At 30.0% G+C, this 20,334-nt stretch carries 20 protein-coding genes and 1 pseudogene; 14 read left to right on the plus strand and 7 right to left on the minus strand.

The window, feature by feature from the left end; genetic code table 11:
- Window positions 1-2: 2 nt before the first annotated feature.
- From secF to yajC, 3 genes are read right to left on the minus strand one after another with little or no spacing between them, the layout of a single operon-like run.
- Window positions 3-974, minus strand: coding sequence for a protein translocase subunit SecF (gene secF / locus AJ881_RS01605; RefSeq protein WP_070282338.1), 972 nt, complete (start codon window positions 972-974; stop codon window positions 3-5).
- Window positions 974-2,554: a protein translocase subunit SecD gene (secD, locus tag AJ881_RS01610; protein ID WP_070282337.1), complete on the minus strand. Its 1,581-nt coding sequence runs from the start codon at window positions 2,552-2,554 to the stop codon at window positions 974-976. The genes secF and secD overlap by 1 nt, the downstream gene beginning before the upstream one ends.
- Complete coding sequence (yajC, locus tag AJ881_RS01615) at window positions 2,547-2,819, minus strand: preprotein translocase subunit YajC (protein ID WP_070282336.1); 273 nt, start codon at window positions 2,817-2,819, stop codon at window positions 2,547-2,549. Before yajC ends, secD begins: the two co-directional genes overlap by 8 nt.
- Here yajC and AJ881_RS01620 point away from each other — a divergent pair.
- Window positions 2,792-4,118: pseudogene (locus AJ881_RS01620) on the plus strand (apolipoprotein N-acyltransferase). The gene yajC and the pseudogene AJ881_RS01620 sit on opposite strands and share 28 nt — an antisense overlap.
- A gap of 236 nt (window positions 4,119-4,354) precedes the next feature.
- On the opposite strand, the gene metK reads toward AJ881_RS01620, so the two are convergent.
- Window positions 4,355-5,551 carry a methionine adenosyltransferase gene (metK, locus tag AJ881_RS01625; protein WP_070282332.1) on the minus strand — a complete coding sequence of 399 codons (1,197 nt, stop codon included), beginning with the start codon at window positions 5,549-5,551 and terminating at the stop codon, window positions 4,355-4,357.
- A 139-nt stretch (window positions 5,552-5,690) separates the two neighbouring features.
- Between metK and sstT the strand changes: the two genes are divergently transcribed.
- The 13 genes from sstT to aat are packed head-to-tail and all read left to right on the plus strand — an operon-like array spanning window position 5,691 to window position 17,939.
- Window positions 5,691-6,914 carry a serine/threonine transporter SstT gene (gene sstT / locus AJ881_RS01630; protein ID WP_070285332.1) on the plus strand — a complete coding sequence of 408 codons (1,224 nt, stop codon included), beginning with the start codon at window positions 5,691-5,693 and terminating at the stop codon, window positions 6,912-6,914.
- A 9-nt stretch (window positions 6,915-6,923) separates the two neighbouring features.
- Entirely contained in the window at window positions 6,924-7,811 is an 888-nt protein-coding gene (locus AJ881_RS01635) for an aspartate carbamoyltransferase catalytic subunit (RefSeq protein WP_052857573.1), read from the plus strand.
- A 3-nt stretch (window positions 7,812-7,814) separates the two neighbouring features.
- Window positions 7,815-9,536, plus strand: a complete 1,722-nt coding sequence (locus AJ881_RS01640) for a M3 family oligoendopeptidase (RefSeq protein WP_070210257.1) — start codon at window positions 7,815-7,817, stop codon at window positions 9,534-9,536.
- On the plus strand, window positions 9,530-9,967 hold the full coding sequence (locus AJ881_RS01645; RefSeq protein ID WP_070282329.1) for a hypothetical protein: 438 nt from the start codon (window positions 9,530-9,532) through the stop codon (window positions 9,965-9,967). Before AJ881_RS01640 ends, AJ881_RS01645 begins: the two co-directional genes overlap by 7 nt.
- The gene (locus AJ881_RS01650) at window positions 9,964-12,039 is read left to right on the plus strand and encodes an ATP-dependent helicase (protein WP_070282327.1); all 2,076 of its coding nucleotides are present in this window, start codon (window positions 9,964-9,966) and stop codon (window positions 12,037-12,039) included. Before AJ881_RS01645 ends, AJ881_RS01650 begins: the two co-directional genes overlap by 4 nt.
- Complete coding sequence (truB, locus tag AJ881_RS01655) at window positions 12,036-12,854, plus strand: tRNA pseudouridine(55) synthase TruB (RefSeq protein ID WP_070282325.1); 819 nt, start codon at window positions 12,036-12,038, stop codon at window positions 12,852-12,854. The genes AJ881_RS01650 and truB overlap by 4 nt, the downstream gene beginning before the upstream one ends.
- Window positions 12,848-13,075, plus strand: a complete 228-nt coding sequence (csrA, locus tag AJ881_RS01660; protein ID WP_002852854.1) for a carbon storage regulator CsrA — start codon at window positions 12,848-12,850, stop codon at window positions 13,073-13,075. The genes truB and csrA overlap by 7 nt, the downstream gene beginning before the upstream one ends.
- Complete coding sequence (locus AJ881_RS01665; RefSeq protein ID WP_070282323.1) at window positions 13,072-13,839, plus strand: 4-(cytidine 5'-diphospho)-2-C-methyl-D-erythritol kinase; 768 nt, start codon at window positions 13,072-13,074, stop codon at window positions 13,837-13,839. Before csrA ends, AJ881_RS01665 begins: the two co-directional genes overlap by 4 nt.
- On the plus strand, window positions 13,836-14,288 hold the full coding sequence (gene smpB, locus AJ881_RS01670) for an SsrA-binding protein SmpB (protein ID WP_070282321.1): 453 nt from the start codon (window positions 13,836-13,838) through the stop codon (window positions 14,286-14,288). Before AJ881_RS01665 ends, smpB begins: the two co-directional genes overlap by 4 nt.
- Before the next feature lie 10 nt (window positions 14,289-14,298).
- The gene (locus AJ881_RS01675) at window positions 14,299-14,901 is read left to right on the plus strand and encodes a TlpA disulfide reductase family protein (RefSeq protein ID WP_070282318.1); all 603 of its coding nucleotides are present in this window, start codon (window positions 14,299-14,301) and stop codon (window positions 14,899-14,901) included.
- Window positions 14,901-15,191, plus strand: coding sequence for an ATP-dependent Clp protease adaptor ClpS (locus AJ881_RS01680; RefSeq protein ID WP_002856038.1), 291 nt, complete (start codon window positions 14,901-14,903; stop codon window positions 15,189-15,191). Before AJ881_RS01675 ends, AJ881_RS01680 begins: the two co-directional genes overlap by 1 nt.
- The gene (locus AJ881_RS01685; protein ID WP_070282316.1) at window positions 15,188-17,317 is read left to right on the plus strand and encodes an AAA family ATPase; all 2,130 of its coding nucleotides are present in this window, start codon (window positions 15,188-15,190) and stop codon (window positions 17,315-17,317) included. The genes AJ881_RS01680 and AJ881_RS01685 overlap by 4 nt, the downstream gene beginning before the upstream one ends.
- Window positions 17,292-17,939: a leucyl/phenylalanyl-tRNA--protein transferase gene (aat, locus tag AJ881_RS01690; protein WP_002826100.1), complete on the plus strand. Its 648-nt coding sequence runs from the start codon at window positions 17,292-17,294 to the stop codon at window positions 17,937-17,939. The genes AJ881_RS01685 and aat overlap by 26 nt, the downstream gene beginning before the upstream one ends.
- A gap of 22 nt (window positions 17,940-17,961) precedes the next feature.
- On the opposite strand, the gene cetZ is transcribed toward aat, so the two are convergent.
- The 3 genes from cetZ to AJ881_RS01705 form a co-directional block, all read right to left on the minus strand.
- Window positions 17,962-19,251 (minus strand): energy taxis response protein CetZ, encoded by a 1,290-nt coding sequence (cetZ, locus tag AJ881_RS01695; RefSeq protein ID WP_002861827.1) that lies wholly within the window; start codon window positions 19,249-19,251, stop codon window positions 17,962-17,964.
- 80 nt (window positions 19,252-19,331) lie between these two features.
- Window positions 19,332-19,958 (minus strand): MarC family protein, encoded by a 627-nt coding sequence (locus AJ881_RS01700; RefSeq protein WP_074486966.1) that lies wholly within the window; start codon window positions 19,956-19,958, stop codon window positions 19,332-19,334.
- Between the two features lie 14 nt (window positions 19,959-19,972).
- On the minus strand, window positions 19,973-20,332 hold the full coding sequence (locus AJ881_RS01705; protein WP_002861829.1) for a methionine-R-sulfoxide reductase: 360 nt from the start codon (window positions 20,330-20,332) through the stop codon (window positions 19,973-19,975).
- Between the last annotated feature and the right edge of the window lie 2 nt (window positions 20,333-20,334).

Genomic DNA, 20,334 nt, shown 5'->3' on the forward strand with positions numbered 1-20,334 from the left:
CCTTACACTGTTCCTTTTTCATACATTGCACGATTGCGTTCTTTATCTTGTTTTCTTTTTGCTTTTTCAATTTCTTTATTTCTAAACTCAAGCACACAAAATTTAAACCATAATAATGTCGGACTTGCTACAAAAATAGAGCTTAAAGTTCCCGCTATAATACCTACAATCAAAGCCAAAGAAAATCCTTGTATCATTTCCCCGCCAAAGAAATAAAGTATCACAACAGTTGCTAAAGTTAACCCTGAAGTTAAAACCGTTCTTGATAAAGTTGCTGAAACACTTTCATTGATAATAGGTGCAAGTTCGGTTTTTTTACTTGTTTTAATACCTTCTCTGATTCTATCAAAAATAATAATTGTATCATTCAAAGAGTACCCAAGTACAGTTAAAACAGCAGCCAAGGTATCTAGATTGACATCAATTTTAAATAAAGAAATTGCCCCTAAAGTAATCACAACATCATGAATTTCACTGATTATAGCCGCAAGAGCAAAACGCCACTCAAAACGCAACGCTATATAAATTAAAATTGCTATCAAAGATACAGCTATGGCCATAAGTCCTTTATTTCTAAGTTCATCACCTACTTTTGGACCCACCACATCGGCACGACGCACTTCAAATTTTCCCGTATCTTTTAAAAGAGTACTTATATGCTCGCCTATATCATTGCTTACATTATCATTACTTCCTAAAAAGCGTATGGTTACTTCCTTATTGCTTCCAAATTCGGTTACAGATAAATTTTGAAAAGTTCCTTGATTTTCTAAAATTTCTCGAATTTGTGTTATAGGAGCTGCATTTTCATATTTAAGCTGAACTAAAGTTCCTCCGCTAAAATCAATGCCATATTGCAAACCCCTATCCCAAAGCAAATAAATAGAACCAAAAAACAAAATAAAAGAAAGAGAAATAGCAGTAAAACGCATTCTCATAAAATCATAAATTTTCTTTTCGCTAAAAAACTGCATTATCTTCTCCTATAACCAAACCAAAATCTTGTATTATTACTTTTTTCTATGCGTTGCATAAAATAATCAAACATTCCGTGAGTTCCTAAAATAGCTGTAATCATAGAAACAACGATACCAATTCCCAAAGTCACAGCAAAACCTTTAACCGCTCCTGTTCCATAAGCATAAAGTGCTACCGAAGTAACTAAAGAAGTGATATTTGAATCTATAATCGCACTCATAGCATTTTTATAACCTTGCTCTATACTAGCTCTTATATTTACTCCATCTCGCAAGAGTTCTCGTATGCGCTCATTGATAATCACATTTGCATCTACTGCCATACCCACAGTTAAAACAAGTCCTGCCATCCCTGGTAAAGTTAAAGTTGCTCCAAACATAGCCATAACAGCCACTACTACCAAAACATTAACTAACATTGCAATATTTGCAAAAATTCCTGCCACACCGTAATACATCATCATAAATATTACAATAAAAACCGATGCACCAATTAAGGCTATCATACTCATTTTAATACTATCAGCACCTAAAGATGGTCCTATACTTCTTTGTTCAAGTAATTTTACAGGCGCAAGCAAAGCTCCACTTCTTAAAGCTACCGCCACATCACGCGCTTCTTCTTGGGTAAAAGCTCCACTGATTTGCCCACTACCTCCACCTATGCGTTCATTGATAGATGGGGCAGAATACACTTTATTATCAAGTACAATAGCAAGACGCTTTCCAACATTTGCTCCTGTATAATCAGCAAATTTTTTAGAACCCTCGGCATTTAAAGTAAAATTAATCACAGGATAATTACTCTTATCACTAATCCCTACTCTAGCATCAGTAAGCATAGATCCATCTAAAATAGGTATACTTTTTAAGGTATATTTTAAATTTGGATTTCTAGAATCAGGCACTAAAATCAGTCCATAACTCGCAGCCTCAGCGTCGCTCATTGTGGAAGCTTGACCCATTTTAGAATCATCAACTTCCATAAGTTGTAAATGTGCTGCTTTTGTGATGCGTTCTTTTGCTCTTAGTTCATCTTCTTTGGTTTTAATCCCTGCAAGTTCAACCAAAATCTTATCATTACCTTGTTTAGCAACTGTTGGCTCTGCTAAACCAAATTGATCAAGCCTATTTCTTATGGTTTCAACTGCTTGCAAAAGTGCAAAATTTTCTATATTTTTTACTTCTTCTGAGGTAAAAGAAATTTTATAGTGCATATTTTCACTTTGTATATTAATTCCTTTTATTTCTTTAAGCAAATTTTCAACTTTTGCAATATCCGCATTATCAAGCAAAGTAAATTCTAAAATATCATCATGGGTATTTAAGCCATCATTTAAAATATTTTCTTTATTAAAAGAATAACTCAATGAAGATGCAATTGATTTTATTTTAGATTTTACAGCTTCTTCATTATCTACACCTAAGAGCATATAAAGCCCACCTTGCAAATCAAGCCCTAAATTAATCTTCGCACCACGTTCTGACTGCAAAAAAGAAGGGAGTGAAAAAGCTACTCCAAAAATAAATACCGCTATAAAAATAATCAAGCGATAATTGATTTTAGAATTACGCATCAATTTTCTTTGCTATAAATTCTCTTGAAATTTTTGCAGTAAAATTGTCTTCATTAAGCTTAACTTTGATAAAATCCTCCTCTGGTTTTACGACTTCACAAATAAGTCCGCCATTAGTGATGATTTTATCTCCCTTTTGCAAAGACTCGAGCATTTGTTTATGTGCTTTTGCTTGTTTTTGTTGCGGTCTGATCACCAAGAAATAAAAAATTGCAAATAACACTACAAGAGGTAACAATGAAGTTAAAATTGAATTTTCTGCCATATTTTTCCTTTATTCCAAAAAAATTAAACACTAATTCTATCATTTTTAAAATAATAAAAGTCTTTTTTATTGCAATTTTACTTTCAAATTCTATTTATCTATCATTTTTTGAAAATATTTTTACACAAACCATTAGCCCATTTTTAGCTATTTACGGGTTAGTTTTACTTCTAAAAAGTAAAAATTCTAAACAATATTTTTGGATAGGTTTTTTTGTAGGGATTCTTTGGTTTTGGTGGATTGGCTTATCTTCAATTTATTTTAATCTAAACTATTTAGTACCAATTATACCAATTATCATTGGTTTTATTTATGGACTACTTTTTAGATTATGTTATTTATTAAAATTTGATTTTTTAAGACTTTGTGGAATTTTTTGCATAAGTTTTATCCATCCTTTAGGATTTGATTGGCTTAATTGGGGAATTTTTACAGTTTATGGTTTTTTTGACCCAAGTTATCGTGGTATTATTTGCATATTTTTAATAGCATATTTCATCTATGAGGGTTATATATCAAGATATTATAAAATAGCAATTGTTCTTGTTTTATTCTTTAGTGGATTTCAATATAATGAAAAACAAGCTCAAACTCTTAATTTAAACTACAAACTCATCAATACTAATATCTCTCAAGATCAAAAATTTTTACAAGAAAATTTAAAATCAAATTCTGATATCTTAATTCACGATATACTTCAAGCTATAAATGAAAACAAAGAACTTGTAATCTTGCCTGAAACCGCTTTTGCTTTTGATTTAAAAAATACCAAATATGAACTTATACTTAAAGAATTATCTTATAAAATTACCATTATTACGGGAGCATTTTATACTGAAAAAGAGCATACTTACAATAGCACGTATATCTTTAAAAAAGGCAATGTCTATATTTTAAATAAGCATTTTTTAGTTCCCTTTGGTGAAGAAATTCCATTTTTTAAAGACTTAATAAAAAAATATTTTCTTAAAAATATTGAAGAATTTTCCCAAGGTCCTATACAAAGCAAATATAAATTAGACAATCAAATTATTACAAATGCAATTTGTTATGAAGCTACCAAAGAACAAAACTATCAAAATTCACAAATTATTATAGCTCTAAGCAACAATGCTTGGTTTAATAATAGCAGCGAATACAAACTCCAACAACTCTTAATGAAATTTTATGCAAGTAAATATGGGGTTAGTGTTTATCATGCTACAAATGGTAAAGAGAATATAGTTATACTCCCTAAAAAGCTTTTAAGTAAAGATTGGAAAAAATTTATCCAAAGAAATATTTAATGATAAAAAATAATATTAAAATTTTAATTTTAAAGTAATTTAAGTTATTTTATATTATAATTCTGTCAAATAATATTTTGACTTAGAGGGGTTTTTACCCCAAAGCTAAATTAATTTAGCTTCCTTCCTAACTTTTATATTTATGGGGGATATTGAAAAATATCCCTCTAAGTCAAAAATTAATACAACTTCATTAATTCTTTATAATTATACAAGCCTTATTTAAGCTTGTATAATATTGTTAATTTTTTAAAGCAGCTTTTTAAACTGTTCTAGAGCATCAAGTTGTTCCCAAGGATAGTCCTTTTGCCCTACTTGCCCACGAGCCGCTACATCCGCATAAAGAAAAGTTTCTTTACTTGGTTTATCCAGATGAAATTTATCACGGATCCAATTTGGCGTTAAAGAGAAGTTTTGCATAACAAAATCACTTAAAACATCATCATTTACACTGGTATTTGTGCCCATACAATCCACACTTACCGAAGTAGGTTTTGCAACACCTATAGCATAACTAAGTTGAACAATACATTTTTTAGCAAGCCCTGCTGCAACTATATTTTTAGCTAGCCATCTACCTGCATAAAGTCCACTTCTATCAACTTTAGTATAATCTTTGCTTGATTGTGCGCCACCACCTATTGGAGAATAACCTCCAAAACTATCTACTATAAGCTTTCTTCCTGTTAAACCACTATCATGCAAAGAAGAATGATTGATATATTTACCAGTTGGATTGATTAAAATTCTAGTCTTATTAGGATCAAAAAGTTCTTTTGGTAAATTACTATCTAAGATAAGTTTCATCACCAAAGATCTTAAATCTTCTATTTTCATACTTTCAACACAAGGTGCAGAAACTACTATAGTATGGATACTTTGCGGTTCGCAATTTTCAAAATTCGCCTTAGTACCATAATCAATAGTTACTTGAGTTTTAATATCCACTCCAAGTTCATGTGGATTTGCTTTTGCATAAGCATAAACTCTATCGCATAGCATTCTTGCATAACTAATAGCTGCTGGCATGTATTCTTCAGCCTCGCAACTTGCAAAACCAAACATAATGCCTTGATCACCTGCCCCTGTTTCGCCATCTTCTTGATCGACACCTTGATTGATATCAGGGCTTTGTTCATTTAAAAACACCATAACATCAACTTCATCAGGATGCAAACACTGCTCTTTGTTAAAATGCCCTGCCCCGTCATAACCAATGTTTTTTAAAACATCTTTAACTAAATTATCGTAATCAGCCTTACTAAGTTTGTGATTTGACTTAACTTCGCCTCCTATCACAACCTTATTTCCTGCGACAAAAACCTCACTCGCCACCCTTGAATTTTTGTCATTTTTCAAGAGTATATCCACTATCGTATCAGCGATTATATCAGCGCACTTGTCTGGATGACCTGCACTTACGACTTCTGAAGTGAATAGATACATAAAAAGTCCTTTCATTTAAAATGAACCACAATTGTATCCAAATAAACTTATCAAAGCTTGATAAATTAAAAATTCTCTAAAATTAAGCAAAAGTTAGTTAAAATCAACTTCTGATATAAAAAATATTTAAAAGGTTTTTATGTTTTCTAAAATCATTCAAAGCTACGCTAAAGGCAACCTCATAGTTCAAATTTGCATAGGTATAGTACTAGGAATACTTATAGGCATTAGTTCTAAAGAAATATCTGAAATTGCAAATTTACTCGGAATACTTTTTACAAGCGCCTTAAAAGCTATCGCTCCTATGCTTGTTTTTATTTTAATTTTAACCTCAATTTGCACTAAAGATTTTTCTCAAAGTGGTGCTAAGATCAAAAATATTATTATTTTGTATATAGTAGGTACCTTTCTTGCTTCAGCTTGTGCGGTTCTTGCTAATTTTTTCTTCCCTATAAAGCTTGTTTTAGATGGAGTTCAAACTGCTACAAACTCATCTCCAACCCACATGAGTGAGATTTTTAAAGATCTTTTATTTAAAATTGTCGATAATCCCATAAATGCTCTTTCAAGCGGGAATTATTTAGGAATTTTAACCTGGGCAATAGCTGGAGGTATAGCATTAAAACACTGTTCTAACGAAGCAAAACAAGTTTTTATAGATATTAATGAAGGGGTTTTGAAAATTGTTAAATTTGTAGTAAAACTTGCTCCTTTTGGAATTTTTGGACTTGTGGCTAATTCTGTAGCACAAACAGGAGCACAAGGCTTACTAAGCTATGTAAAACTCTTAATTTTACTTGTAGCTACTATGCTTTTTGTTACTTTTGTTATCAATGCTTTAATAGTCTTTTTTTATACAAGAAAAAATCCTTTTCCTTTGATTTTTATCTGCTTAAGACACAGTGCATTTCTTGCTTTTTTCACAAGAAGTTCAGCGGCAAATATCCCTGTTAATATGGCACTTTGCGCCAAACTTGGCATAGATAAAGAATTTTATGGCATTTCTATACCTTTAGGAGCTACTATCAACATGGCAGGAGCGGCAGTTACTATAGCTATTTTAAGTCTTACTACAGCCAATACCGTTGGTATAGAAATCAGTCTTTTGCAAGCCCTTTTATTAAGCATTATTGCCACCTTTGCAGCTTGCGGGGCTAGCGGAGTTGCGGGTGGATCCTTACTGCTTATACCTTTGGCTTGTTCTTTATTTAATATAGACTATAATATTGCTATGAAGGTAGTTGCCATAGGTTTTATTATAGGGGTTATTCAAGATAGTGTTGAAACTGCTTTAAATAGTTCTACAGATGTTCTTTTTACAGCAATTTGTTCTAAAAATGAATTAAATTATAATATCAAATAAGGTAAAAGTATGCGTCATCTCATCACTACAAAGGATTTTAATAAAGTCGAAATTATGGAGCTTTTTAAAGAAGCAAGTGATTTCTTAGATGAAAAACCTAGAACTTTTCTTAAAGGAAAAAGTATCACGACAATTTTTTTTGAAAACTCTACACGCACCCTTTCATCTTTTGAAAGCGCTGCAAGAAGATTAGGTGCTAGGGTTTTACGCCTTGATGTTTCAAGATCAAGCTCTAGCAAAGGAGAAACTCTTTATGATACTGCTGCTAATTTAGATGCGATGAGTCCTAATGCTATTGTTATAAGACACGCAAACTCAGGAGTTCCTTTGATATTAGCAAAGCATATGCATTGTCCAGTTGTTAATGGAGGAGATGGAAAACACGCCCATCCTACCCAAGCTTTGCTAGATTTATTCACTATTTATAATCATTTTCAAGGCGATGTCGAAGGTAAGAAAATTTGCATCGTAGGTGATATTAAAAATTCCCGCGTTGCAGCGTCCAATATAGAACTTTTAAGCAGATTTAATCTTGATATTACCCTAGTAGCTCCACCACATTTTATGCCTAATACCCATCTTAAAAAACATTATAAGCTTGATGAGAATATCATAGCAAATTCAGATATTATCATGAGTCTTAGAACACAAACAGAAAGACATAATAAAACCGTTTATGCTTCACTTAAAGACTATGCAAATGATTTTTGCATTCAAAAAAGCTTAGTAAAAGATAAAAAGCTTATTTTACTACATCCAGGCCCTGTAAATCGCAATATTGACATAAGCGATGAAATGATGAGCGATGAAAGGACTTTAGTTTTAAAACAAGTTAAAAATGGAGTGGCCATTAGAATGGCTGTTCTTAAAAAACTCATATTAGAAAATGAAGGATAAAAAATGTTAGAATGGGATTTAAGTGCTTTATTTCACGATAAAGAAGCGTTGCAAAATTTTACACAAGATCAAATCCAACAAAGTTTAAATTTCAAAAAAAACTATGAAAATAAACTTTATACATTAAATGCTAATGAGTTTTTACAAGCTTTAAAAGATTATGAAATTTTAAATCAAGCTCTTGGCAAAATCATGACTTATACTTATTTGCTTTTTGCTAAAAACACTCAAAATGGTTCTTTTTACGCACAATACGAAGAAGAATGCAAAAAAATAGAAGAAAATTTACTCTTTTTCGAGCTTGAATTTTGCGAGTTAGCTCCTGAGAAAAGTCAAAAATTTACAACTTTTTGTAAAGATTATGATTTTTATCTTTCTAATTTATTGCAAAACAAACGCTATAATCTTAGCAAAAACGAAGAACGCATTATGCTCTATCTTTCAAATACAGGTGCAAATGCTTTTAGTAGGCTTTTTGATGAAAGTATGAGTGCTTTAAAAATCCCTTTTGAAGGTAAAAAACTTAGCGAAGAAGAAATTCTAAGCAAAATGTATGACGAAGATAGAAAGATACGCAAAAAAGCTGCTAAAAAATTCAGTAAAGTTTTGCAAAAAAATAGCAGACTTTTAAGTTTTATTATCAATATGATAAAAACAGAAAGAAAAAATATAAGCTTATTAAGAGGTTATGAAAATGCTGAAATTTCAAGACATATCAGCAATCAAATTTCACAAAAAAGCGTTGATTCTTTGATAGCAAGTGCGCAAAAACATTTTAACTTAGTATCGCAATTTTACAAAAGAAAAAAACAAATTTTAGGCTATGATGAGCTTAAAGACTACGACAGATATGCACCCATAGGAAAAGAAGCAAGTTTTGATTTTAAAACAAGTAAAAATATTGTTTTAGAGGCATTTCAAGCTTTTTCTCCTCAATTTTATGATATAGCAAAAAATGCTTTTAATCAAGGCTGGATTGATGTTTATCCACAAGAAAATAAACAAGGGGGTGCTTTTTCACATTCTGCAACTTCTGATGCACATCCTTTTGTTTTATTAAACTACACCGATAAAAGGCGTGATCTTTTTACACTTGCACATGAATTAGGACACACTATCCATCAAAAACTTTCTTATAATGTAAGCTATTTAAATCAAAATACACCTTTAACCACCGCAGAAACAGCTTCAGTTTTTGCTGAAATGCTAGTATTTGATTTTATTAAGGATAAGTTAAAAAAAGAAGAACTCCTATCTTTATATGCAAATAAAATCGAAGATATTTTTGCAACTTTTTATAGACAGATTAATTTTACTTGTTTTGAAAGACGCTTACATGCTCAAGAAAATGAATTAAGCACTGAAGAAATCAATAAAATTTGGATGGAAGAATCACAAAAAATGTTTCAAGATAGTGTAAAACTTACAAAAAATTATGCTTCTTGGTGGAGTTATATTCCTCATTTTATCCATTCTCCTTTTTACTGCTATGCTTATGCTTATGCACAACTTTTAGTTTTAGCTCTTTATGGACTTTACAAAAGTAAAAAATGTGAAAATTTTAAAGAACTTTATATCAAAATGCTTTCTTTAGGTGGAAGCGTGAGTCCAAAAGAACTAGTAGGAATGTTTGGATTTGATATAGAAGATGAAAATTTTTGGGAAATAGGCATAAAAGAAATTCAAAAACTCATCAATGAATTTATGGAGTTACAATCATGCTAGAAACAATCTTAAAAAATGAAAATTTTATCCATACCATGCAAAAGCATTGTTATGAAGTTATTTCACACCTTATAGAAGAAAATATAGAATTTTCTATAGTTGCAAATACAAATTTCATAGATTTTAACCCTGAACTTCCCAAAGAGCTTGATGTTAAACAAAATCCTTATGCTCTTTTTGCTCTTGGAGGATACACCTTTGAATCCATACAGCTAAATAAAGATTTCATTCAATTTCACGCAGGTTTTGGCAATGATGATTTTGATAGTTTTGTAAAGGTTGATTTAGGTGCTATCACACAAATTCAAATAGAAAATAGCATTTTATTTGTTAATTTTAGCCTTTATAAACGTGAAAATAGTAAAAATTTACAAAAATCTAAAAATATATTTTTAAATAATCCAAAAAATAAAGATATTTTCAAAAAATGAATCTATTTGAAGATTTAAATGATAGTCAAAAACAAGCGGTAAGCCACATTGATGGAGCCATGCTTATCCTAGCGGGCGCAGGTAGCGGAAAAACCAAAACTATCACCACTCGTCTTGCTTATCTTATCGGTGAAGTAGGCATCCCCTCGCATAACACTCTTACTCTTACTTTTACAAATAAAGCAGCTAGCGTTATGCGTCATAGAGCATTAAATTTTCTACAAGGCAATCACAATCCTTTGCTTTGCACCTTTCACAAATTTGGACTTTTATTTTTAAAACTACACTTTGAAAGATTGGAGCGTAAAAATAGTTTTATTGTTATCGATACAGATGATACAAAAAAAATAATTAAAGACTTAATCCATGATAAAAACAAAGATAATGTCTATGATATTATCAAATACATATCTTATTGTAAAAATGAAGGCAAAAGAGTAAGCAATGTCTTTGAAGATTTAAATTTACTAAAAGAACATAATTTTGAAAAATATCAAAATGAATACAAATTTGCCAACTATTACCGTGCTTATGAAGAATACTTATTAAAGCAAAATTTTGTAGATTTTGATGATCTTTTATTGCTAAGCAATCTCATTTTAGAAAATGATATAAATTTTGCCAAAGAACAAAGCTTACTTTATAATTACATTACAGTTGATGAGTATCAAGATACTAATGCCTTGCAATATAAAATTCTAAAAAATCTATGTTGTATGCATGAAAATATCACAGTTGTTGGTGATGATGATCAAAGTATTTATAGTTGGCGTGGAGCAAAAATTGAAAATATTTTAAATTTTCAAAATGATTTTAAAAATGTTAAACTTGTAAAACTTGAACACAACTATCGTTCAGTAGGGACTATTTTACAAGCGGCAAATAATCTCATATCTCACAATGAACAACGACTTGGAAAAACTTTAATCTGCACTAAAGATACTGGGGAAAATATTAAAATATTAAAAAACGAAAACGAAAAAGATGAAGGTTTACATATCGCTCAAGAAGTGAAAAAATTGCTAAATTCTGGAGTAGAAGCTAAAGAGATCGCCGTTTTATTTCGAGTTAATGCACTATCAAGAGCAATAGAAGAAGCATTTATGAAGGAAAAAATTTCTTATAAACTGCTTAGCGGTATGCGTTTTTATGAGAGATTAGAAATAAAAGATTTAATCTCGTATCTTAGACTTATCTCAAATCCAAACGATGATTTGTCGTTTAAACGTATTATTAATCGCCCTAAAAGATCCATAGGAGAAAAAGCCCTAAAAAATTTAGAAGAATATGCAAAAAAACGTCAAATTTCACTTTTTGATGCCCTATACGAAAGCGATGGTGGTATAGGAATTTTAACAACAAAAAAAGCACAAAATGAAGCAAATATTTTTATACAAAATATTCACACTCTAAAAAGCTACGATAATGCAAAAAAGGTTTTTGATAATATAGAAGAATTATTTAAAATCAAAGATTATTTTTCAGAGCAAGATGATGGAGATGAAAGAATCAGAAATCTTGATGAGTTTTATGCTAATCTAAGAGAAAAACTCAAAGAAGATCCCGAAGCTTCTTTAGAAGATCTACTTAGTGAAATTTCTTTATTAAGTGATCAAGATAATTTAGATGAAGAATGTGTTTGTTTGATGAGTATTCACGCTAGCAAAGGTTTGGAATTTGATTATGTTTTTATAATAGGCTTTGATGAAGGATTTTTTCCTTTAAATAGCGAAGAAAATCTCGAAGAAGAACGCCGTCTTGCTTATGTTGCCATCACTCGCGCCAAAAAATTTCTCACAATAAGTGTTGCAAATTCTCGTTTTTATCATGGTTCAAGAGCAAACATCAATCCTAGCCGCTTCTTAGAAGAAAGTCAATTAATCAATGAAAAATCAAAAAATCAAAATATACAAAAAACTAGTTTTTGCAAAGGAGATCTAGTTAAACATAAAATTTTTGGCATTGGTAGGGTTGTTGAAGTTAATAAAAGCGGAAAAGAGGAAAAGCTTAATATTAATTTTGGTGGTATAATGCGTGTAATCATGGCAAGTTTTGTGGAAAAAGCAGTATGAATAAGATCTTTGTAGCCTTTAAACCAAGGGGTTTGAGTTCTAATGCCTTTTTAAGTACTTTAAAGAGAAAATATAAAAATAAAAAAGCAGGATATTCTGGCACTCTTGATCCTTTCGCCAAAGGGGTTTTAATCGTTGCATTTGGACAATACACAAAACTTTTCCGTTTTTTAAAAAAAACTCCAAAAACCTACAAAGCTACTTTATGGCTTGGAGTTTACTCCTTAAGTCTTGATGATCAAAATATAAAAGAAATTCAAAATATAAAAGAATTTAATCTTGCAAATTTAAAACAAATCATTGATCAAATGCAAGGAATTATCTCCTATACACCACCGCAATTTAGTGCCAAAAGAATCAATGGAACTCGCGCCTATGAATTTGCAAAAAAAGGTATAGAAGCAAATTTAAAACCTTGCCAAATGGAAGTATTTGATTGCAAGATCTTAAGCTACAATCATCCTTTTTTAAATATCGAAATCACAGTCAGTGAAGGTGCTTATATAAGATCTTATTGTGAACTTTTTGCTAGAAAACTAGGTATTAATGCGACTTTAAGCTCTTTAGAGCGCATTAAAGAAGGCAAATTTGTTTATAATAATGAGAAAAGCTTAAATGTGTTAAAATACATTAACCTAAAGCCAAATTTTATCAAGGATTTAAATAAACTCGAAAATGGTACTAAAATTTTTGTCGAAGAATTGGAATTTCATGATGAAGGAGATTATTATATTGAAACAGAAAAATATTTTAGCGTAATTAATATTAAAGAAAATACAGTAAAATATCTTCTAAATAAGGTTGAAAAATGTTAATATTATCAAGAAAAGAAAATGAAAGTATAATTATCGGAGAAGGTATAGAAATCAAAGTCGTTCAAACAGGGAAAGGATATGCCAAAATAGGCATAGAAGCTCCAAAATCCCTTATGATACTTAGAAAAGAACTTGTTCAACAAGTAAAGGATGAAAATTTGCATTCTGTTGTTCAGAATGATATTAAACTTGATGACTTAAGCAAAAAACTAATCAAATGAAAGCTTACGCTAAAGCAAATATTTTTTTAAAACTTACCGGTTTTGACTCAAGAAAATATCATCTTTTAGAATCACGATTCATACTTTTAAAAGATGTTTTTGATGAACTTGAGCTTGTTGATAAAGAATCAGATTCTAAAAAAGAATTTGAAATCATGAGTAATTTTAAATGCGAAAATAATATTATTCAAAAGGCTTATTTGCTACTTTCTAGAAGATATAATAATGAATTAAAAGAATTATTTAGCAAAAAAAGCCTAAAACTCACAAAAAATATCCCAGTATGTGCTGGGCTTGGTGGTGGAAGTAGTGATTGTGCGAGTTTTTTACTACTAATGAATGAAACCCTGAATCTAAAATTAAACCTGCAAGAACTTATAAATTTAAGCATGCAACTAGGAAGTGATATTGCCTTTTTTTTAAGTGGCTTTCACTCTGCTAATGTAAGTGGCTGTGGCGAAATTATAGAAGAATTTGAAGATGACATACCTAATTTAAAATGGACTTTTCCACAAATATCTTGCCAAACTAAAGCTGTTTATGATGAATTTGATAGAGAAATATTTGACTTTCAAAAAAATAATAATCAAGCGCAAATTTACAAAAAACTCAGCACAAAAGAGTTGTTACAAAACTTTAAAAACAAAGAATTAAATGATTTGTTTACTCCTTGTGCAACTTTATATCCTAAAATGAAGTCTTACTTACAAGAAGATTTTTTTCTAAGCGGTAGTGGTAGTAGTGTTTTTAAGGTTGATCGATGAAAATTATTGCGAGAAATAAAAAAGCTTTATTTGATTATAGCATTATAGAACGCTTTGAAGCCGGAATTGTCCTTAAAGGAAGTGAAGTTGCAGCTTTAAGGGCAGGAAGAGCAAATCTTAAAGACTCTTTTGTTCGCATTATAAAAAATGAGATTTTTTTACTTAATTCTCATATTTCATTGCTTCATACTACACATTCTTTCTATAAACACGAAGAAAGAGGCGCTAGAAAGCTTTTAATACATAGAAAGCAAATTGATAAATTATTAGGTAAAGTAAGTATAGAAGGATATACTATCGTTGTATTAGATCTTTATTTTAACACAAAAAATAAAGTAAAAGCTACCCTTGCTTTAGCTAAAGGGAAAAATTTGCATGACAAGCGTGAAACTTTAAAGAAAAAGCAAGCCGATTTAGAAGCTAGAGCTGCTATGAAAAATTATAAATAAAGGAAATTAAATGAAAAAATTTTTAGCCCTATTTTTAATAAGTTTAGCATTTTTTCTTAATGCTTGCTCCAAAGAAGAAGAAATTCAAAATGATTTTATGTTTGAAGAGTATCACAAAGGAGATAAAATAGTCTTAAATAGTGTAAATGGTGGAAGCAAAACTTTAATAAGAACAGATAAAGGTTTTGTGGTAGAAGGAGAGGAAGGGAAAGTTCTAATGTTTGATTTTTTTGGCACTTTTTGCACCCCATGTAAAGAAGAAGCTTTAGATCTTAGCAAACTTTGGAAAAATAATTCTAGTAAATTTATCATTATAGGACTTACACATTTTGAAGATGTTAGCGATGAAACAGTTAAAAAATTTGCGGATGATTATGGTGCTTACTATTTTCTAAGTAATGGCAGCTCTAACGATCGTATTATTGCTCAAATTTTAAAAGATATAGACTATCAAAATATGGAACAACTTCCTTTTAAGGTTGTTTTAAAAAATGGAATTTATCAAAAAATAAGCGATTACTGGAATAATAATGCTCCAACAAATTTTTATCTTGGTAAAATTCCAACAGAACTCATGCAAGAAGATTTAAATAAAATCTACAAAGGAAAATAATGCCAAAAACCCAAACTCTAGAGCAAACAAAACTTAGTGAACCAAAAATGTATAAAGTTATACTCTTAAATGATGATGTAACAACTATGGATTTTGTTATAGAAATTTTGATGAATATTTTTCATCAAAACCTTGAGAAAGCAAGTCAAACAATGTTAGAAATTCATCACAATGGTTCTGGAATTTGTGGCATTTACACCCAAGAAATAGCTCTTTCAAAACAAAAAAAAGTTATAGATGCAGCTAAACTTGCTAATTTTCCGCTACAAGCAAAGGTGGAAGAAGAATGAAATACCAAGAAAATTTACAAAAATATCTTGATAATGCTAAAAATCTAAGCTTAATAAACCACCATGAATTTGTTACCTGTGAGCATGTACTGTTTGCATTACTAAAACTAAGCACTGATTTTAAGGATATATTTGAAGAATTTTCAGATGGAGATCTTGAACTTCTAGAAACTGAATTAAAAAATTACATTTCTCAAAACAATCAAGTTATTAAACAAGAAATAGAACCTACAATATCTGTTGTTTTAGATGAAATCTTACTTTCATCTAAAAATAAAAATAATGAAATTAAAATTATAGATTTTTTAGAAAAGCTCATACAGGATTCAAGAAGTTATTCTAGTTATCTCTTAAAAAAACACAACATAAATCTTAACAAAATTCAAGAACTTCAAAATCATGAAAATATACAAAATTTAAGCAACCACACAAGTGATTTAACACTTTTAGCTCAAAATGGCAAGATTGATCCTTTAATAGGAAGAAAATTTGAACTTGAAAGAATGATGCAAATTCTTTCACGTCGCAAAAAAAATAATCCTATTTTAGTAGGAGAGGCAGGAGTTGGCAAAACGGCCATTGTAGAAGGATTAGCATTGGCTATTGCGGAAAAAAAGGTGCCTAAAAACTTACAAAATGCAAAAATTTTTAGTCTTGATATGGCTAGTATACTTGCGGGAACAAAATACCGTGGAGATTTTGAGAAAAGAATTAAAGAAATTTTAAATGAACTTGAGAAAATACCCAATGCTATTTTATTTATTGATGAAATTCACACTATAGTAGGAGCTGGAAGTACAGGAGAATCTCATGCTGATTTTTCCAATCTTTTAAAACCAGCTCTAAGTAATGGAACTTTAAAATGCATAGGTGCAACAACTTTTATGGAATATAAAAATACTTTTGATAAAAATAAACCCCTAAGTCGCCGTTTTGCTAAAATAAATGTAGATGAACCAAGCCAAGAAGAAAGCTTGCAAATTCTGAAAGGATTAAAAAACAAATATGAAGAATTTCATCATATAAAATTAAACGATGAAATTCTTCAATATGCTGTAATTTGGGGTAAAAAATTTTTTAATGATAAATTTTTACCTGATTGTGCTATAGATCTGGTCGATGAACTTGGTGCTTCTTTTGCTTTAAATCCAAAAGCTAAAAAAAATGCTAATTTAAAAGATTTAGAAAATGTTTTAGCAAAAATGACCCACCATCATAAAATGTTTGAATTTGATCAAAATAAAGCTTTAATGAATTTAAAAACAAATTTAAAAGCAAAAATTTTTGGCCAAGATGAAGTTATAGATAGCCTTGTTTCATCACTTAAGCAAAGTTTCGCAGGATTTAAAAATTCCAATACACCACGCGGAGTGTTTTTGTTTACTGGATCAAGTGGAGTTGGAAAAACAGAACTTTGCAAAGCTTTAGCTGAATTTTTAGGTTTAAATTTAGAACGCTTTGATATGAGTGAATATGCAGAAAAACATGCTATAAGTAAACTAATAGGATCTCCAGCTGGATATATAGGTTTTGAAGAGGGTGGACTTTTAAGCAATGCTATCCGCAAAAATCCTTTCAGTCTTGTTCTTTTTGACGAAATAGAAAAGGCTCATCCTGATTTAAGTAATACCTTTTTACAGATTTTTGACAATGCTGAACTCACCGACAATAGCGGTCTTAAAGTAGATTTTAAAAATACAATCATTATTATGACATCTAATCTAGGACTTAAAGAAAGCAATGAGCTTGGTTTTTTAAGTAAAAATGAAGAAAAAAGTAATCGTGCTATCAAAGACTTTTTTGCTCCAGAATTTATTAATCGCATTGATAAAATTTTACATTTTAATGATTTAAACGATGCTATACTTGTTAAAATTATCGAAAAAGAACTTGATGAAATTTCTAAAAATTTAAATAATATAAAATTATCAGTGGATGATAAAGCTAAAATTTATTTAGCTAAAAAAGCCTATAATAAAGAATTTGGAGTAAGGCTTTTAAAACGCATAATTTCTGAGGAGATAGGAGAAAAAATCAGTGATGAAATTTTATTCGGAAAGCTTAAAAAAGGCGGTATAGCTAAAATCAAACTTGGTAAAAATGGAAAGCTCGAATTTATATTCTAAATTACTCAATGCACCTAAAAATGCTCCTGTATTTTTAAGTCAAAATTTAGAAGCTGATTTTATTGTAAAAGCTTATACTTTTGGTCTATTCCCATGGACAAGTAAACCTGTAACTTGGTGGTGTCCAGATCCTAGATGCATTTTAATTCCAAATCAAATTCACATCCAAAAAAATATGAAAAAATTTATTAATCTCTATCAAATTAAACTTGATTATGATTTTTTAAAATTAATTACATTATGTCGCGATACACGCTCTCAAAGCTGGATAGATGATGAATTTATTACCACTTATTATAAGTTATTTACCCAAGGCTATGCGCATAGCCTTGAACTTTATGAAAATAATGAACTTATAGGTGGAATTTATGGTTTAATTTTAGGCAAGGTTTTCTTTGGTGAAAGCATGGTAAGCATTAAAAAAAACGCATCTAAAGTTGCCATGATTAAACTTTGTGATTTATTAAAACCTTATGATTTTATCATAGATTGTCAAGTTTATAACCAACATTTAGAATTTATGGGTGCTCATAATATTTCTAGGAAAGAATTTTTAAATATTTTAAAAGAAAAATGCAATCAAGAAAGTGGTTTTAAAAATTTTAAAGATTTAATTACTTGAAAAATAAGCGTGAAAATCACGCTTATGACATCGCTTTAGCAACTTCAGCAGAGCTTTCACGAATTTTTTCCATACATTCTCTTGCTTCTTTTGCAAGTTCAACACTCTGATTAACATCCTCTAAACCGCTTTTAATACTCTCAACCACTTGTGATGTAACATTACGAATAGAATTAATCGTAGTGGTAATTTCATTAACTGAATGCCCTGTTCTTTCAGCTAAATTTCTTACTTCATCAGCAACAACAGCAAAACCTCTACCATGTTCACCAGCACGCGCTGCCTCAATAGCAGCATTTAAAGCAAGCAGATTAGTCTGATCAGCAATATCACTAATAGTCTGAATAATAGATTTAATTTCATCTGATTGTTGATTTAATGAAGAAACAAGATTTGAACTTTGAGACATCATATCAGCAATATTCTGAACATTTGAAACAGTGTTTTCAATTACACGATCTCCATCTTGAGTAAGATTATCATTTTTTTCTGCAAGTTCGCTTATGAGACGAAGTTTTTCTTGATCTTTTTTAACTTGTTCGCTTATATCTGTAGCAAATTTAATAACCTTGTAAATTTTTCCATCATCATTTTTAACCGGATTATAACTTGCTTCAAGGTATACTTTTTTATTATTTCTTCCGTATCTTATATATTTACCTGATTGAAATTTGCCCTCTCTTAAATCTTCCCAAAATTGAACATAGTCCTTAGAGTGTCTATAATTAGAATCACAGAACATACTATGATGCTTTCCTTTAATCTCATCAATATTAAAATCCATAGTTCTTAAAAAATTTTCATTAGCCGTAATAATAGTCCCATCAGGTTTAAATTCAATAATAGCCATAGAACGATTAGCAGCAGCAATAGTATTTCTAAGATCAAGCATTTCATAATGTCTTTGAGTTATATCATTGGCAAATTTAATAATTTTATAAACATGACCATTATTATCACTAATTGGAAGATAATTTGCTTCTAAATAAACATCTATCCCTCCCTTAGCTATACGTCTAAAAAGACCACTTCTAGCTTTTCCATCTCTTAAATCTTTCCAAAAATCACTATATGCTGAAGAATTAACAACTTCAGGCAAACAAAACATACTATGATGCTTGCCCTTGATCTCTGAAAGGGAGTATTTCATAGTTGTTAAAAAATTTTGATTTGCCTCTAAAATAACGCCATCGGTGGTAAATTCAATTACTGCCATGGTATTCCCAATAGATCTTAAAATATCTCCTAAACCATTACACTTTTTTTCAAGTTGTTCAATTATTTCAGTATTATTTTTCTTAGCACCAAACATAAAACTCACCTTTTTAATAATAAATTATTTTAAAATTATATCATATTTATATAGTATTATTTACTTAAAATTATATTAATTTATAAGTTAAATATATCCTTTAAACCTACAATAATCATCTTAAACCCCATAGCAGCAATAAACACTTGTGCTATGCGAGAAAAAACATGTAAAATCAATTTTCCAACTATTTTTTCTATAGTAGCCGCAAAATGAAAAAGTACAAACATAAATATAAAAGCTATCATTACTCCGCCAAGAGCAACATCAAGCCCACCATCTTCGGCTATAACGACAATACTAGCTAAAGTTCCAGGTCCAACAAGCATAGGAAATGCCATAGGTATTAAACTCTGTCTTAAAATTTCCTTATCATCCATATCCTGATAAGAACTAAAATCCTTAGTTACAATTTTTGTTGAAAAAAGTAAATTTTTAATAGCCATTACAATAAGAACCAAACCACCAGAAACCCTTAAATCATCTAATGAAACTCTAAAAATATAGTTCATAAATAAAGGTCCTGATAATAAAAATACCAAAACTATAGTAAAAGCTGTATAGACAATAGTTCTAAAAAGTTTTTTCCGAAGCATTAAAGGCAATCCATCACTCATAGCCAAAAATTGAGTTAAATTACCAAAAGGATTTAAGATGGCAAGTAAAGTAATTGCAGCAAAAAATATCAAATAAAGCTCAGAACCCATACTAGAAAACATTATCAATCCTTAGTTTTTACAAATTCCAAAGAAATAGAATTTACACAATGTCTTACATTTTTAGCAGAAAACCCCTCTCCTTCAAAAACATGACCTAAATGTCCATTGCAGTTTGCACACACAATCTCGGTTCTAATCCCATCTTTATCAGGAATTCTTTTAATAGCTCCTCTTATTTCATCATCAAAGCTAGGCCATCCACAACCTGATTTAAATTTATCTTCGGATTTATAAAGCGAAGCTCCACATTGCTTGCATTGATAAATTCCTTTTTCATAAAAATCATTATATTTCCCACTAAAAGGAGCTTCTGTTCCTTTATTTAAAATTACTTTTTTTTCTTCTTCATTTAATTCTTTCATGA

This window comes from Campylobacter sp. BCW_6460 (genome assembly GCF_001762705.1).
In the GTDB taxonomy this organism is placed as follows: Bacteria; Campylobacterota; Campylobacteria; order Campylobacterales; family Campylobacteraceae; genus Campylobacter_D; species Campylobacter_D jejuni.

Bases quoted from the DNA above. Each gene is read 5' to 3' on its own strand.
- cetZ (WP_002861827.1), bottom strand. From the start codon at position 19,251: ATGTTTGGTGCTAAGAAAAATAATACTGAAATAATTGAACAACTTGAA.
- AJ881_RS01700 (WP_074486966.1), bottom strand. From the start codon at position 19,958: ATGGGTTCTGAGCTTTATTTGATATTTTTTGCTGCAATTACTTTACTT.
- AJ881_RS01680 (WP_002856038.1), top strand. From the start codon at position 14,901: ATGCCAAAAACCCAAACTCTAGAGCAAACAAAACTTAGTGAACCAAAA.
- metK (WP_070282332.1), bottom strand. From the start codon at position 5,551: ATGTATCTATTCACTTCAGAAGTCGTAAGTGCAGGTCATCCAGACAAG.
- yajC (WP_070282336.1), bottom strand. From the start codon at position 2,819: ATGGCAGAAAATTCAATTTTAACTTCATTGTTACCTCTTGTAGTGTTA.
- csrA (WP_002852854.1), top strand. From the start codon at position 12,848: ATGTTAATATTATCAAGAAAAGAAAATGAAAGTATAATTATCGGAGAA.
- AJ881_RS01685 (WP_070282316.1), top strand. From the start codon at position 15,188: ATGAAATACCAAGAAAATTTACAAAAATATCTTGATAATGCTAAAAAT.
- AJ881_RS01675 (WP_070282318.1), top strand. From the start codon at position 14,299: ATGAAAAAATTTTTAGCCCTATTTTTAATAAGTTTAGCATTTTTTCTT.
- secF (WP_070282338.1), bottom strand. From the start codon at position 974: ATGCAGTTTTTTAGCGAAAAGAAAATTTATGATTTTATGAGAATGCGT.
- sstT (WP_070285332.1), top strand. From the start codon at position 5,691: ATGTTTTCTAAAATCATTCAAAGCTACGCTAAAGGCAACCTCATAGTT.
- AJ881_RS01640 (WP_070210257.1), top strand. From the start codon at position 7,815: ATGTTAGAATGGGATTTAAGTGCTTTATTTCACGATAAAGAAGCGTTG.
- AJ881_RS01650 (WP_070282327.1), top strand. From the start codon at position 9,964: ATGAATCTATTTGAAGATTTAAATGATAGTCAAAAACAAGCGGTAAGC.
- AJ881_RS01705 (WP_002861829.1), bottom strand. From the start codon at position 20,332: ATGAAAGAATTAAATGAAGAAGAAAAAAAAGTAATTTTAAATAAAGGA.
- AJ881_RS01635 (WP_052857573.1), top strand. From the start codon at position 6,924: ATGCGTCATCTCATCACTACAAAGGATTTTAATAAAGTCGAAATTATG.
- truB (WP_070282325.1), top strand. From the start codon at position 12,036: ATGAATAAGATCTTTGTAGCCTTTAAACCAAGGGGTTTGAGTTCTAAT.
- AJ881_RS01645 (WP_070282329.1), top strand. From the start codon at position 9,530: ATGCTAGAAACAATCTTAAAAAATGAAAATTTTATCCATACCATGCAA.
- secD (WP_070282337.1), bottom strand. From the start codon at position 2,554: ATGCGTAATTCTAAAATCAATTATCGCTTGATTATTTTTATAGCGGTA.
- aat (WP_002826100.1), top strand. From the start codon at position 17,292: ATGGAAAGCTCGAATTTATATTCTAAATTACTCAATGCACCTAAAAAT.
- AJ881_RS01665 (WP_070282323.1), top strand. From the start codon at position 13,072: ATGAAAGCTTACGCTAAAGCAAATATTTTTTTAAAACTTACCGGTTTT.
- smpB (WP_070282321.1), top strand. From the start codon at position 13,836: ATGAAAATTATTGCGAGAAATAAAAAAGCTTTATTTGATTATAGCATT.